Annotated in this window: 16 protein-coding genes; 6 read left to right on the forward strand and 10 right to left on the reverse strand. The window is 54.5% G+C overall.

Annotated features, from left to right (window positions below; all coding sequences use genetic code 11):
* Nucleotides 1-173 precede the first annotated feature (173 nt).
* The 6 genes from def to ACL02P_RS13820 form a co-directional block, all read right to left on the reverse strand.
* A complete protein-coding gene (gene def / locus ACL02P_RS13795; RefSeq protein WP_009226871.1) occupies nucleotides 174-755 on the reverse strand; it encodes a peptide deformylase in 582 nt (193 codons plus the stop codon).
* Nucleotides 748-939 carry a helix-turn-helix transcriptional regulator gene (locus tag ACL02P_RS13800; RefSeq protein WP_036646556.1) on the reverse strand — a complete coding sequence of 64 codons (192 nt, stop codon included), beginning with the start codon at nucleotides 937-939 and terminating at the stop codon, nucleotides 748-750. Before ACL02P_RS13800 ends, def begins: the two co-directional genes overlap by 8 nt.
* 68 nt (nucleotides 940-1,007) lie before the next feature.
* The gene (locus tag ACL02P_RS13805) at nucleotides 1,008-1,370 is read right to left on the reverse strand and encodes a hypothetical protein (protein WP_260071925.1); all 363 of its coding nucleotides are present in this window, start codon (nucleotides 1,368-1,370) and stop codon (nucleotides 1,008-1,010) included.
* Between the two features lie 176 nt (nucleotides 1,371-1,546).
* The gene (locus tag ACL02P_RS13810; protein ID WP_009226874.1) at nucleotides 1,547-1,813 is read right to left on the reverse strand and encodes a YqkE family protein; all 267 of its coding nucleotides are present in this window, start codon (nucleotides 1,811-1,813) and stop codon (nucleotides 1,547-1,549) included.
* A gap of 143 nt (nucleotides 1,814-1,956) precedes the next feature.
* Entirely contained in the window at nucleotides 1,957-2,523 is a 567-nt protein-coding gene (locus tag ACL02P_RS13815; RefSeq protein ID WP_009226875.1) for a TetR/AcrR family transcriptional regulator, read from the reverse strand.
* Nucleotides 2,501-3,280 carry an MBL fold metallo-hydrolase gene (locus ACL02P_RS13820; RefSeq protein WP_009226876.1) on the reverse strand — a complete coding sequence of 260 codons (780 nt, stop codon included), beginning with the start codon at nucleotides 3,278-3,280 and terminating at the stop codon, nucleotides 2,501-2,503. Before ACL02P_RS13820 ends, ACL02P_RS13815 begins: the two co-directional genes overlap by 23 nt.
* Before the next feature lie 170 nt (nucleotides 3,281-3,450).
* Here ACL02P_RS13820 and ACL02P_RS13825 point away from each other — a divergent pair, with 170 nt between their 5' ends.
* The gene (locus ACL02P_RS13825) at nucleotides 3,451-4,083 is read left to right on the forward strand and encodes a LysE family transporter (protein WP_009226877.1); all 633 of its coding nucleotides are present in this window, start codon (nucleotides 3,451-3,453) and stop codon (nucleotides 4,081-4,083) included.
* Between the two features lie 16 nt (nucleotides 4,084-4,099).
* Here ACL02P_RS13825 and ACL02P_RS13830 read toward each other — a convergent pair whose 3' ends face one another.
* Entirely contained in the window at nucleotides 4,100-5,494 is a 1,395-nt protein-coding gene (locus ACL02P_RS13830) for an amino acid permease (RefSeq protein WP_412837496.1), read from the reverse strand.
* Nucleotides 5,495-5,884: 390 nt separating this feature from the next.
* Between ACL02P_RS13830 and ACL02P_RS13835 the strand changes: the two genes are divergently transcribed.
* Complete coding sequence (locus ACL02P_RS13835) at nucleotides 5,885-6,169, forward strand: TetR/AcrR family transcriptional regulator (RefSeq protein ID WP_412837497.1); 285 nt, start codon at nucleotides 5,885-5,887, stop codon at nucleotides 6,167-6,169.
* Between the two features lie 66 nt (nucleotides 6,170-6,235).
* On the opposite strand, the gene ACL02P_RS13840 is transcribed toward ACL02P_RS13835, so the two are convergent.
* Entirely contained in the window at nucleotides 6,236-7,537 is a 1,302-nt protein-coding gene (locus tag ACL02P_RS13840; protein ID WP_089550006.1) for an IS1380 family transposase, read from the reverse strand.
* Between the two features lie 140 nt (nucleotides 7,538-7,677).
* Here ACL02P_RS13840 and ACL02P_RS13845 point away from each other — a divergent pair, with 140 nt between their 5' ends.
* Both ACL02P_RS13845 and ACL02P_RS13850 read left to right on the forward strand, forming a co-directional pair.
* On the forward strand, nucleotides 7,678-8,091 hold the full coding sequence (locus ACL02P_RS13845; protein ID WP_412837498.1) for a hypothetical protein: 414 nt from the start codon (nucleotides 7,678-7,680) through the stop codon (nucleotides 8,089-8,091).
* Between the two features lie 21 nt (nucleotides 8,092-8,112).
* Complete coding sequence (locus ACL02P_RS13850; protein WP_009226880.1) at nucleotides 8,113-8,415, forward strand: hypothetical protein; 303 nt, start codon at nucleotides 8,113-8,115, stop codon at nucleotides 8,413-8,415.
* Between the two features lie 98 nt (nucleotides 8,416-8,513).
* On the opposite strand, the gene ACL02P_RS13855 is transcribed toward ACL02P_RS13850, so the two are convergent.
* Nucleotides 8,514-9,446 (reverse strand): manganese-dependent inorganic pyrophosphatase, encoded by a 933-nt coding sequence (locus ACL02P_RS13855; protein ID WP_260071929.1) that lies wholly within the window; start codon nucleotides 9,444-9,446, stop codon nucleotides 8,514-8,516.
* 296 nt (nucleotides 9,447-9,742) lie between these two features.
* On the opposite strand from ACL02P_RS13855, the gene ACL02P_RS13860 reads away from it, so the two are divergent.
* Entirely contained in the window at nucleotides 9,743-10,429 is a 687-nt protein-coding gene (locus tag ACL02P_RS13860) for a response regulator transcription factor (protein WP_260071930.1), read from the forward strand.
* Nucleotides 10,426-12,042: a sensor histidine kinase gene (locus ACL02P_RS13865; protein WP_412837499.1), complete on the forward strand. Its 1,617-nt coding sequence runs from the start codon at nucleotides 10,426-10,428 to the stop codon at nucleotides 12,040-12,042. The genes ACL02P_RS13860 and ACL02P_RS13865 overlap by 4 nt, the downstream gene beginning before the upstream one ends.
* Before the next feature lie 901 nt (nucleotides 12,043-12,943).
* Here ACL02P_RS13865 and ACL02P_RS13870 read toward each other — a convergent pair.
* Nucleotides 12,944-14,062: an IS110 family transposase gene (locus ACL02P_RS13870; protein WP_412837500.1), complete on the reverse strand. Its 1,119-nt coding sequence runs from the start codon at nucleotides 14,060-14,062 to the stop codon at nucleotides 12,944-12,946.
* Nucleotides 14,063-14,208: the final 146 nt, after the last annotated feature.

Raw genomic sequence — 14,208 nt, forward strand, 5'->3', positions numbered from 1 at the left:
ACTTGGCTTAATCAGGGAAAGCCTGCAAAAATACAGGTTTAATTTGAGAAACTGCTCGATTTCCAGATATCGCAGAAAAATACCTGTATTTTTGCATCTTTTTTCGGCGAAATGCGGGAATCCGGTGATAATTCCTGCACTTTTGCAGGCTTTCTTCAAGCTGGGATGAAGCATTAATATAAACTGGAAATCGGCACACCGCTCGGCAGCTTAAACGGATGCTCCGGATTGATATGATCATAAAACATGATACCGTTTAGATGATCGATCTCATGTTGCATCACGATTGCGTCAAAGCCTTTGAACCGAAGCTTGATCTCGTTGCCCTCATCATCGTATGCCTTCACTTGGACCTTCTCGTAGCGTGGAACGAAGCCCTGCACCGTCCGGTCGACCGACAGGCAGCCCTCGCTCTCCGGCAAATACGTCATCGCCTGAGAATGGCTGATGATCTTCGGATTGTACAAAGCGAGCGGCCGATCCTTGCCGTTCTCGTCCATCAGCAGAGCTGCGAACATCCGCTTGTTCAGTCCGATCTGATTCGCCGACAACCCCACGCCCGCCCGCAGCTTGTATTTCTTCGACATCTCGGGATCCTGGCTGTTCTTCAGAAATTGCAGCATCGCCGCCATTTCCTCGCGGTCTTCCTCGGTTGGGGGGATGCTGACCGGCTCCGTCACCACTCTGAGAATAGGATCCCCTTCTCTTACAATATCATCCATCGTAATGATGTAATTGCGGTTGAATTTACTCATAAATAAACAGTTCATCCACCTTCGTCTGCAAAATTTTCGCAAGCTTGAAAGCCAGCTCCAGCGTCGGGTCGTACCGGTTGTTCTCCACGCAATTGATCGTTTGGCGCGTGACGCCGCATTCCGCGGCCAGCTCATTCTGGGTTAAGCCCAGCCGCTTCCGGAATTGCTTGATCTTATTGTTCATCGGCACCACCAAAATGTCAAAAGTTTTGGACTCCCCCATGGTATCACGCCCCGATGGACCTGTCAAAATCAAGATTTGATTTTAATCCCCCAGACGGAATCCTTCTGGAACCCGGCCGCTTCGCGCAGTTCCGGAAGCCGCTCGTCTTCCGGATAATGCTGCTCCAAATAGTGGACATATGCCTTGCGCAAGCCAATCTCCTGATCGAGCTTATTGTATTCGCTTGGGTACTTCTCCAGCCTCGCCAAAGCGGCATCCCACCGCGCCAGATCCGCCTTGGTCGTCCGTCCTTTGCGGGTCCGCTCCGCCAGCGAGGTCAGCTCTTCATAGGATTCCCGAACCTTGGCCGAATATTTGAACCTCCGGTTAAACAACCCCAGCGCCACGATCACCAAGAAAAAGACGACCCACGCCCCGATACTCTCCATCATCCGTCACCTCCTTAACTCTATGCACAAAAATAAAAGCTCCCTCTTTCAGGAGCCGCATTGCCGTTGCTGTCTTATGGCCAATCTTATGCCGAACTTATGGCTATCTCTTTGCTGGCATATGGCTGTCATCTGGCCGTTCATTATCGTCTATCCATCGCCACTTCATCCGTGACGCTTTATTTAAACTTGTGCCAATCCAGATTACTTGTATTCAGCAGATGCTCGAAATCGTTGTCGAGCCGTTTCTGCTCCGCCCGGCGCGCTTCCTCCTTGCGGATGCGGGCCTCCTCCTGGCGGCGTTCCTCTTCCTTCTTCAGTTCTTCAGCTTGCGCCTTCAGCTTCGCCAGCGTATCCTGGCCAAGAAGATCCTTCAGCGTGGCCGGTTTGTCTGCCGCCGCATTAGCTGGCGCGCTTGGTACGGAACGTCCTTTCTTCTTCCCCACGGATGCTTCACCTCGGTTTCCTGCGTTCCTCTTCGTTCAAGCCTAAAGTATCATAGTCGAAAAATCATTGTCAATCGGAATCGCCGGCCCCGCTTCACAGCGCCTCTTACGCTGGGCAGAAGAACCATCTCACCGCCAGGTGACTACGTAACCTGCTCCAATCCGCGAAGGAACAAGCCGAGATTAAACGCCAGGCTGTCCTTTAGCTCCAGCGGAAGACCAAATGCTCCACGCAATTCCAGCGAGGCAAAGCCGTGAATCAAACTCCGCAACCCGCGAACCGCATGCAAAGCTTGCTCCTCCGTGAGCGGGTAACTGCCGAGGTATCGCAGGATCAAATCCACCAAGCGCCCGCCGGCTTCCTGCAGCGCAGGATGTTCAGGCCCCGGCGCCGCTTGCGCCGCATCGTACAATCCGGGATAGGCATGAGCAAATTCGAGATAAGCGTTAGCGAACTCGCGGATCGCAGCCTCTCCTGCCCGATCACCGACAGCGGCGGAAATATGCTCATATAACTGGTCCAGCGCGTATTTGGCCAATTCCACCCGAATTTGCTCCAGACCGCTGACATGGTTATAGAGGGAAGGCGGCCGGATGCCCAGCTTCTTGGCAATGGAAGTAATCGTCACCGCCTCCAGCCCCTCCGCATTAGCAACGTCCACAGCGGCCATCAGCACCGCTGTGCTGTCAATTCCCATTCTCGGCGACATGGGAATCCTCCTTCCGGTGAGTCACGGCCGCCGCGTTTGCAGCCGGTGCCTTGCCTAATGCCCGCTCGGCCGCCGCAATCGCTTTGGCGATGGCTGCCGCCGGCTGCTTCAGCACCGGCCCGTGCCCTACCGCCAGCAGCGAAGGGTTCAGGCCGGCCAGCTTGCGTGCGCTGGCGAGCGCGGTTTCCTTATGCCAGGTGGCAAGGGCCGGGAACGGAAACAGCGGGCGCACGGTGCCGCTCACGGCAATGCCTGCACGGGTTTGGAAGGCATCGCCGGCGATCAGTGCGCCGCTGCGCGTATCAAGCAGCGCAAAGGAACCCGGCGTATGGCCCGGCGCCGCCACGGCCAGCAGCGAACCGATGCGCTCCCCATCGGTAAACGTAACGTCGGCGCGGGTCACCAGCTTCTTCGGCACCCCGCCGCGGATGGGCGAAGTCGGCTCCCCCGGGTCAAGCGACACGTCGCCCTCCATCAAGCGCGCATCGCGGGCGGATACGTAGACCGGAACTTCAGGAAGCTGCGCTTTTAAGGCATCCAGCGCGCCAACGTGGTCGTCATGGACATGAGTCAGCACGATCCGCGTCAGCGGCTTACCGATCTCTTCCACAGCTTTCAAGATTCCTTTGGCGCTATACGGCAAAGCTGCATCGATTAATGTGACGCCATCCTCTTCCTCGACCAGATAACAATTGACCGGAAAAAACCGGGGTAAAAAAGACAGTTGGATTAACTTCCCGTATTCCGTAATTCTCATCGCTAAATCGCCTCTCTCTCCCAAAAAACTAAAACCTTTAGTTTTAATTTAAGCTAAACCCTTTAGTTTTGCAAGAGGTTTCTTCCTATTTTTTGAAGTCGTACAAGCGTGCCTCCCTGAATATGCTGTACAAGCAAAGTTATCATTTCTGACTTTTGGAGGTTTAAGCAATGAACAGCTTTTTTAGCTATGTGCTACTTGGCTTATCTTTATCCGCCCCCATCGGCCCGGTGAACGCCGCCCAATTGGATAAAGGCATCCGCGGCGGCTTCCTGCACGCCTGGTTTGTTGGCCTTGGCGCCCTATCCGCCGACCTGCTGTACATGCTGCTCGTTTATTTTGGGGTGGTGCACTTCTTGAACACTCCGTTTATGAAAAGCTTCCTCTGGTTATTTGGGTTCTTCGTACTCACCTATATCGGCATCGACAGTCTGAAGCAAGCCGGCAAAATCCCCGACGGGGGGATGAGAGGCAGCGAGCCGCTTCGGAAGTCGCTCCTGTCCGGATTTCTCATGTCCGTCAGCAACCCGCTGTCCATCTTATTCTGGCTGGGGATATACGGTTCGGTATTAGCTCAAGCCGCAGCTCATATGCGGACTCATGACTTGATCATCAACAGCAGCGCTATTATTGTCGGACTGTTGGTATGGGATTTCACGATGGCCGGATTTGCCAGCGTGTTCCGCAAGCTGCTAACGAACCGGGTCCTGATGCTGATATCGATATTGTCCGGCCTGTCCCTCATTGGGTTTGGGCTTTATTTTGGATATCAAGCCTTTTTACTGCTCGCGCAACGATGGTAAGTCAAGCTCCCTTCGATCACGTCGTCCGTTTTGGACGCAGTACCATCGATTTGGCTGGGCGGCCCCGCCGCTTGGCCTGTTTCTTCGGCTTCCAGACGACCAGCTGCATAATGAAGGTCACGATCCCGATGACGCCAACAAACGCCAGGCTTCCCCAGAATCCCGGCCGGCTCGTGTCATGGAACAAAGTCCCCGACACCGCGATCGCGATTAGCACCATGCCGCCCCACCGTTTGACTTGCCCAAACCCGCTAAGCTTGAGCAGCTTACCCGATGTCACCAGAATAAAAAACCAGTTATAAAGCAGCAGCAATCCGGCCGATGTCGTAATGTACTCGTATATGCGCCCCGGCATGACAAAGGACATCACCACGGAAGCTGCAAGTCCGGCGGTAGTGAGGCCAATGGCAAACAACGGCCGCTCCCGCCAGCCTTTCCGTGCGAATAACGGCGGCGCATCCTTGTCCTTCGCGAGCGTAACCAGCATCGTCGTCACCGCATACAAGGAAGCGACCATCGTAGAGAAGCCGGCTACGATCAGCACGCCGTTAAACACATGGGAGATAAACGGCAGCGGATATTGGGCGAGGGCCGTTACGAATGGACTGCGTTTCGGGTCGAAGGTGTTCCAGGCCACCAAAGTGACGGCAAGCCCAATCGACAGCAAGTACACCACCGAGAGCAACAGCAGCATGATCGTACCGGATTTCGGAGCTTCCTTCGGATCACGCAGCCGAATCGCCATTATGCCCATTACCTCGATCCCGCCAAAGGCGTAAAACGCAAAAATAAATCCCGACCACAAGCCCATCCCTCCCGTTGGAAAGAAGGACTTGACCGTTTGCGGAAATTCCGGCGCTCTCCCGCCGCCTCCCTGAATCCAGCCCATCAGCGCGGCAGCGGCCACCCCCAGGAACATAAGGATGACAGCGATTTTGATCACCGACAGCACATTTTCCATCGAATCAAACACCTTATTGCCAAGCAAAATCACGCCCAGCCCTAATACGGCATATCCAATCGCAAACATCCACATCGGCACGCCGGGGAACCAAAAACGCGAGAATAGCGATAATGCCGTCAGTTGGCTGCCCATGATCAGCAGCTCCGAGCTCCAATACACCCAGCCGCTGCCGAAGCCCGCCCAGCGCCCAAAGGCCCGCTTCGCATAGGAACGGAAGGAGCCCTGCTCCGGCTGGTCCGCGGTCATGCGGGCTAAGACCTCAAATACCGTATAAGTCCCGGCCGCAGCCAGCAGGAACGCGATCAGAATGGATGGCCCCGCCATGCGGATCCCGATCCCCGATCCAAGGAAATACCCGGTGCCGATGGTTGATGCCACCCCCAGCAAGGAGAGCTGCCACCAGCGTAGATCGCCTTTTTTCCCCTCTCCGTTTTGCGCCTTGGCCATGTTCTTGTCTCCCTCGTTTTATTTCAACAGTTCTGCATCCACGTATTCTGCGGCCGGCAAGCGGGAAATATGTAATCTGTTTCTTGCAAAAAAATAGCACCCGAAGCCCCGCTTGCCCCGGCGGAACTCCAAGTGCTTTAATTAGAGATATTTCGATTATTGGCCTGCGCCTTTCACCGGCTCTGGTTCAAGCTGCCCCTTCTTGGACGGCCAGAAGGCCGCTTTGCCAAGCAGCATGTCCATTGAAGTCTCCATCTCCCTTTTCTTGTTTGCTAACATGAGGTGATAAACATCACTCTGATCATTAATTATATATACCGGAAGGTTAATTATCAAACGGAAAATATGATATAATATGGGCTCAGTACAAGTTGCTCGAGGTGATCACGGTTGACCCTGCCACATAAAAAAGCCTTGGGACGACCCGTCCAGCAGCCCGACGCCCTGGCGACGTCCGAGCAGATCCTGCGTTCTGCGTCGCTTCTATTTATGGAAAAGGGCTATAAGTCCGTATCCATGAATCAGGTTGCCGAGCATTGCGGGATCACCAAAGCTACCGTTTATTACCCTGAATTTCGAAAGCGCATAAGATCAATGCAAGATGCTGAAGCAATGACGACTTGTGATGTAAAAATGCAGGAATTTTCCATGCCCAATGGAGACGGGAGCTTGTAGCGGATGGTCTTTCCCCCTCCCCAATGAAGAGGCAGTCCTGATTTCCATGTAAAATTTTGCTTATCATTATTCTAACTGCGCCACTCGAACCTCGATTCGTTTCCAGACATAACGGCTGGGAAAGTCCCTCGCAAGCTTGAGTAGGATAGAGCGGCCATGCCGAATGAGCGTCGCGGCGCAATGAAAGAATTCCAAGCGGAACCGGGCAATCGTATAACCTTGATGCACTGGCTCACAGCAGTCGCGTTTGAAGCGCTCGAACAAATTGTAGGCGAGCAGCTTGATCAACAGATCCAGTTCGTTGGCTTTAAAATCGCCTGTCGCAATGCGATCGATGGAAAACCCGTTCTTGGCTTCCTTAATGTAATTTTCCATGCAGCAGCGCTGATTGTAGAATCGCCACAAATCGATCGGTTCCCATTCCAGATTAGTCACCATGGCTTCGTACTGCCAGTCCGAATCGAATACAATGCGGCCTTGGCCCTCCTCGAACACTTGCGCCTTACGGATGATCGCTACACGACGCGCCTTGTTCCAGGAGGTCGCTTGGTAGATCAAGCAAATACCTTCGATGATCCACTCTTCGTCGACATATCGCGTCCAGTAACGACAAGCCCCAACTTCCTTGGCCAGCCGCTGGGTCCATTTCAGCTTGCCGACATAGCCGATGTGGTGCTGCTCCCACAAGCTGTAAAAATCTTCACCGCCAAAGCCTTTGTCGAACCTTGCGTACTTCACTTTGTGTTCGTCGAGCAGTCTAAAGGTTTGCCGCAGGAAGTCGGCCGCATCGGTGGAAGAGTGCGTATTGCCCGGTCGAAGCACGGCGTTCAAGTTTAGTCGGCTCTGGCCTTCAAAGGCAAGCAGGGGATGATAGCTCTTACGCCCGGGCTTGTGTGGATTTGTGCCTTTGGCCGCGCCGGACTGATCGCCATACACGGTCTCTACCGTGGAATCCAGATCGAGAATCAGCTCAGGTGGCAAGCAGGGTCGAATGATCTCTTGATTCAGCCTCCGCAGTTCGTTAACCAGAGAGGGACAGAAACGACCAAGCCGGATCAATTCCTTGTACAACAGACTGTGATGCGGGCAGCGGCCGCCGAGAAAGCGCCTCAGCAGCACGTCGCTTTGCAAACGACGGAAATGAAAAATCCGTTCGCAGCCAAGCATCCAGCCAACGATGAGATAGAGCAGAATACGGTAAACGGGGAAGAGGGAGTTGCGCGCTTTGCCGCCGGAGAGGCTGCACATCGCCTCCGGCAGTTTGATTTTTTCGAGAAAGGCCAGGAAGATTTTGATGCCGCCGCAGCTCGTTGCGTTTTGTAGTGAAAATTCTGTTTTAATTTTGCTGATCGTTGTGGTAGACTTCACCTATAAGGTGCTCCTCTCTTTGGGTGTAGTGTTCCAAGTAAACACCATTCTACCAAAGATTCGGAGCCCTTTTCATATTTTCAAGAAGCGATACTTTCGAAATTCAGGATTACTATTATCCAACCAAACAGGATTTGTTCGTGGCCTCTGTCGCGACGACGCTCGCCCGGGTGAATGGACGCATCCGGCAGCTATTGGAGGAGCCCGGGACATTTCGGGAAAGATTGCTGAAAATTACCATTAACTATTTAAGGATTCCCCAGGTTCACATGGACGAGATGTTCCGCAGCATCCAGCATCATTTGTCCGGTGAGCAGCAGGAAACTTTGATCCGCCACGAAAACGATCTGTACGAAACGCTTCGCGAAGGGTTCGCCCAAGCTGCCAAGCAAGGAGAGATCGTCTGCAGCGACCCAAACCTGGCCGCCCATCTGTACGTTTCGATGCTGCGGGTGGGAGAACGTCAATACGCCGACAAAAATAAGCTGCTTCCGTCAGCGGAGCAGGCGGCCGAAGCGATCGTTAGCTTTTTGTGGAGAGGGATTCATAACTAAATTTGAAGGAGGTGGGAAGCTGTGGCTTTTGGCGTGTCGCGAGAGGAATTGGAGGCATGGAAGCGAAAGGTGGCTAGCGGAGAAATTGGTTTTCTGACCCACTATTGGCTGGACCCGCGGTTTCCGGATGCCAAGACCGTCACCAAAGTGGGTTGCTCCAACTTGGAGCGGCTCCGAGCTTGGTGCGAGGCCCATGGCCTTCCCGCCCGTTACATTCATCAACGCTCTCCGTTCCCTCATTTCGACCTAATCGGGCCGAAGCAGCGGGAAGTGTTGCAGGAAGAAGGGCTCTGGGATCAATTGGAGCGGTTTCACCTCCTATAAACGATATCAAGGCTGCTAGCCAGGATTTTGAACTGCACCCCGGCAAGCAGCCTTTTTTAAGATATCAGGACAGACAAGGCTCTCGAAATGCCGGAGAATTAACGTTTATTGAAGATTTCCGTCAATACCGGCACGATTTGCGATTTGCGGGATACAACGCCTTTCAGTACGGCTTTGTTGTCAACGAGCTTCACGTTGTAGGCTTGCTCGACGGCATCGGCTGCTTTACCCAGCGCCAAGCCCACGGAGTCGTTGTTCAGGATGTCGGTCACGACAAACAGGAACAGGTCCAGTCCTTTGTTGGCGATGATCCCGTTCAGGGCTGCCTCAATTTCACTTTGACGGGACAAGACGTCGTTGACGTCCACCGCGTTCACTTGGGCGATTTCAACTTTAGCTCCGCCCATGTCGAATTCTTTGGCGTCCAGGGAAATCAACTGCTCAATCGTCTTATCGCTGAGGTCGGCCCCTGCTTTCAGCATGTCCAATCCGTACTCTTCCGCGTTGACGCCGGCGATTTCAGCCAGCTCCCGTGCCGCAGCTACGTCTTGCTCAGTGCAGGTTGGCGATTTGAAGAGCAGCGAGTCGGAAATGATTGCGGACAGCATCAAGCCGGCGATGTTGGCTGGGACGGCGATGCCGTTTTCTTTATACATTTTATTCAGGATCGTTGCGGTGCAGCCAACCGGTTCAGCCCGGTAGTACAGCGGTCCGCTTGTCTCGAAGTTGGCGATCCGGTGATGGTCGATCACTTCCACAACACGCACTTGCTCAATATCGGAAGCGCTTTGTTGACGTTCGTTATGGTCGACCAGAATGACTTCTTTCGCTTCGTTCGCCACGGTCTCAACCAAACGCGGCGCTTCGAAGCCAAAGCGTTCCAATGCGAACGCCGTCTCCCCGTTGACATCGCCCAGGCGTACAGGCTCAACGTTCCAGCCCAGCTTGGACTTCAGGTCGGCGTAAGCGATTGCCGAACAAATCGTGTCCGTGTCGGGATTTTTATGACCGAAAATCAATACTTTTTCCATCTCATTACTCCCCTTTAGCATGACTTCATGTCAAAAGTATAGCTTATTAGCGGAGCGGCAAGCAAGACTCTCGTCCAAGCCTGGTCCGTTATCCGGACGTGATCCAGTGAGTTTACTTCTCCTGACAAACCGGGTACGATCAAGTTTAATGCTTCAGCTTATTCTTGCTTGGAATGGCGCTCAGTTGGGCCTTCAGTCCGCCTTCAGTCGGCATTCAGCAAATGTTCAGCATCATCGCGCATAATAGAATCATCAGAATGGACACGCATGGATAGGTGCAAGGGGGATATTTTTCAATGAAACAAGTTAAAGGGGCAAAAATCTTGCTGGTGGATGATGAACCGCATATCGTGCAGTTTCTTGAGCTGGGTCTGCAAAATGAAGGATTTGAGGTGCGCACCGCCGGAGACGGTATGACCGCTGTCGCCATCGCCGCCGAATTTCAGCCGCATGTGATCGTGCTGGATGTGATGATGCCGGGAACGGACGGCTTTGAAGTGTGCCGGTTGCTGCGAAAGAACGGCGAGAACGTAGCCATCATCATGCTGACGGCCAAGGACGAAGTCGAAGATCGAGTGAAGGGGCTGACGATTGGCGCCGACGATTACGTCGTGAAGCCGTTCAGCTTCGAGGAGTTGCTCGCTCGGATCGGTGCGCGCCTGCGCAATCAGTTTCCGGCCCTGTTTGGTGAAGTGGTGATTGGCCCCTTCCGACTGGACGATCGCCGCAAGGAAATTGCCTATTTGGATCAGGTGTTGGAATTATCCCCCACCGAATATGAGCTGCTGAAATATTTGATCCTGAACCATGGCATCGTCTTAAGCAAAACGACGATTTTGGATAAAGTGTGGGGTTATGACTTTGGGGGCGAGGAAAATATCGTGGAGGTCTATATCCGGTCCCTGCGCGAAAAATTAAATGACCGGGAGCACCGGTTAATCCGAACGCTGCGCGGTGCGGGCTACCGCGTAGATCTGCCATGAAGCGCCTTGCCGGCAGAAGCCGGGCACGGACTGGCGGGATTACCGCCGCCGGGAAGCGATGGATCCGCGGACTTCGCAGCCTGATCTCCCCAAGCTCACTGCGCTTTCAGCTGCTCTCTAGATCCCTTTTTCTGTTAGCCGCTCTATTAATTCTGATTGGCGTATTTCAGTACGTCATCATGAAAGACTTCCTATACAAAAACCAAGCCGAAACCATGGTATCCCAAATGCGCGGCCCGCTTCGGGATGTCTTTATGAAGGCAGGCCAGCCGATCGAACACTGGGGACCCCCGAAGCCGGGGGGGGATGGCGCTGGAGTCGGGGCTGAGGCCGGGATGAACGGGAGCGCGTCTGGCGGCGGGGGCATCGGCGGAGAAGGAACTGATGGTCGTCCTCCGCAGTTGTTTATCCCCGGCGCCTCGCTCGCCATCATCAACAGCGATCATGATTTTATCGATCTGAACGCTGAATCCGGCGCCCCTGCCCCTCAGCTGTCCGATGCGGAATACGCCGCATTGTTCGAAGAGAGTCAGCCGGGATCGGAAGGCTACCGCGTCATCGAGGATCAGGACGGGAAGGAACAGCTGGTGGTCTTTCGTTTGGTTGGGTTGCCCGGAGAACAAGGCGAACGTGCCTGGCTCGTCCAAATGGGCACTTATACCGCACCGTTACGCGAAGTCGTGATGCGTCAGCTGCTGACGTTTGTCGGCCTCTCACTTCTGGCATTGGCCGGCGGACTGGCGCTGTATCTGCCGATTTTGCGCCAGGCGTTAACGCCGCTTAATCAAATGGTGCGCATCGTAGAGGATACCAATGCCGGGAATCTCAGCAACCGGTTCACGGTGGCATCCGGACAATCGGAAATTGATCGGCTGGGCGCTTCCTTTAATGGAATGCTGGAGCGGCTCGAGGAATCGTTTGAGGCCGAGCGTGAAGCGAAGGAGCAGATGCGCCGGTTCGTCGCGGACGCTTCCCACGAGCTGCGGACACCGCTGACCTCGATCCACGGCTTCCTGGAGGTGCTGCTGCGGGGAGCCGCCAACCGGCCGGAGCAGCTGCATACCGCGCTGAACAGCATGCTGGGCGAAGCGCAGCGGATGAAGAAGCTGGTCGAGGATTTGCTGACGCTCGCCAAGCTCGACCGCACGCCAGTCGTCCAGCGCACCCAGGTACGCTTGGATAAAGTGATCGCGGAGATGGAGCCGCATCTGCGGATGCTGGCCGGGGAGCGCGAGGTCCTGTTCGACCTGCAGCCAGGGCTGACCGCGATGTGCGACCGGGACAAAATCAAGCAAGTGGTGTTGAACCTGTTCCACAACGCCGTTCAGCATACCGACCCGCAGCAAGGGACCATCGCGGTGCGCTTGTCGGCTCACCCCCGTCAGGCTGAACTGGATGTGCGGGATAACGGGCCCGGCATTGCCCCCGAGCATTTGCCGCATGTGTTCGAGCGGTTTTACCGCATCGACGCCTCCCGCACGCGCAAACAAGGCGGAGCCGGGCTGGGCCTGTCCATCTCGCAAGCGATCGTTGAAGCGCATGGCGGCACGATCGAGGTTCACAGTGAGCCAGGCCAAGGCGCAACCTTCAGGGTGACGCTGCCGGCGATATAAAGGGCCAGCGGTGCATATGCTGGCTGAGCATACGCTGGCTGAGCATACGTCGGCTGAGCATACGTCGGCTGAGCATACGTCGGCTGAGCATACGTCGGCTGAGCATACGCTGAGCCAAGTATAGACCGGCCAAGGCGTGCGCCAGCCAGGCATAGAGAGCAACCGGGCAACGCACGCTAAGCATGCACCGACGAAGCATATGCCCGGCTAAGCATACGATGGCACTTATATACCGGCCGCACATTCGCTAACCGGCCACCCAACGGTCGGCCAAGCATTCGCCCGCTAGCCATACATCAGTCGGCCACACATTCGCCCGCCAGCCTGCGGCTAACGGACCGTAATGACGTTATTTGCTTATTTCCCGGATATTTCCCTTTGTAACGGACTCAATAGCCGTTATTAAGCTCCCAATATGGGAATGACAGCGAAAAAGAGCAAAATAACGTCATCTGTGTCCGTTAGCCTAGAGTAAACGTGTTGTTGACACCAATAACGTCATTGGAGTCCGTTGCTATGAACGTTTTTGTCAAGCCCTCGGTTTTAAATCTGCCTGAGCACGTGGCGCGAGAGCAAAAATGCGAGCGACGGTCGGCACGCTGCTATCCGTGGGTTGGTTACCACATGTTATGCCTTCGTCAGGGAGAGCCCTTGCAAGCTAGAAACGCACGTTCAGTTTCTTTCAAAACCTAGTGCAAACGGACTACGCAAATTCTCTCCTGAACCTTCGTTTGCTCCCGGGCCTCGTGCTCCGGCGTGAGCTTGTCAAGCGTCTTCCTTGACAAGCGGTGGGGTACAATTCAACACTTTTCCAAATCCTCATCGAAGATGAGGAACGCCACACGGCGAGTGTGGGGGTGCAGGGGGCAACGTCCCCTGCGTCCTTCATCGTCCAAAGGCGTTAGGAGGCTGCTGGCTGCTCCACGGTTCGAGCAACCGCCCATATGAACCCAATCAATTCCCGGGCCACCGCACCGACGGCCACATTCTTGTGCTTGTTCTTTCCAAACACAAGATGACGGTATTTGTAATGCAATCTTTCTTGCGCCTTCCAGGACAACAGCTGTACGTCGGCGGGCATACCATCTAATCGCTTGGCGAGATCCCCTTTTACGGCAGGACGGTGACGGTAACTCCAAGCGGACTCCACCAAAGTCCGTCGTAAGCGGCCATTTCCGGCTTTGGTCATGCTGCCGCGTCGAGTACTTAGGCCCGTGGAATACTCACGAGGGACCAGTCCCAAGTACGCCATCAGTTGCGCAGGGGAGCGAAAACGCGCAAAGGTTCCGATTTCAGCCGCAAGGGTAATGGCTGTAAGCAATCCAATCCCCCGTAGGGACTGAAGAGCTTGGATCAGAGAAGCCTTAGAACCGGTCGCAGCTTGCTGGACCAGTGCTTTTTCTAGGCGCCCCATGCGTTGCTCGATCTCATCCAAAGCATGAAGCATTTCGCTGAATGCCACGTGCATGGACTCATACGGGAACGTAAGCTGCCCTAACCAGACGCGATACTTCTTGGTCCAGCGACGCTTTATGGTGGCGGGTGGTTCAATCTGGTGACGAAGCAGGAATTTCAAGATCCGCTGACGAGCCCGGTGGGCATCTTCCTTGGCAGCTTCACGGGCGCGAACCAATTCCCGTAGAGCCTCATCTTCCCGTTCGGGGACGTAAACGGGAGTGAGCTCTCCTGCACGATACAAACGCGCGAGTTGCTCGGCATCCCGTCGATCTGTTTTCACTTGGTCGCCGGGGCGTTTGGGAATGAGCGATGGAGCAATGACGACACAGTGGGCCCCCATGGAGGTGATCCAGCGATAGGTTTCGTAACCTGTGGGTCCTGCCTCGTAGCAAAACGATAGCGTTTCGGCCGCTCCCAGCTCTTTGATAAGCTTGCGTAACGCTGCCGGTGTGTGGGGAATGGTTCCGTAATAGCGTGGAGCTTCCCCGCTCACATCTGCAATTGCAACCGAAATTTTTTCTTTGGATACATCTAAACCGACGAATTTTGTGGTAGACTGCATAGTATCAGCTCTCCTTTGCTATGTAGCTCTGAAATGGTTTGGGTTAATCACTATCCATTTTAACCTACGAGATGTAGCAATTTGGAGGGCTGTCTTTGTTTTACGTTCATCTTAGCTACATTAATCGGGTAGGAGGCTACCCATTA

It is taken from the genome of Paenibacillus sp. MB22_1, assembly GCF_047200555.1.
Classification (GTDB): Bacteria; Bacillota; Bacilli; order Paenibacillales; family Paenibacillaceae; genus Fontibacillus; species Fontibacillus phoenicis.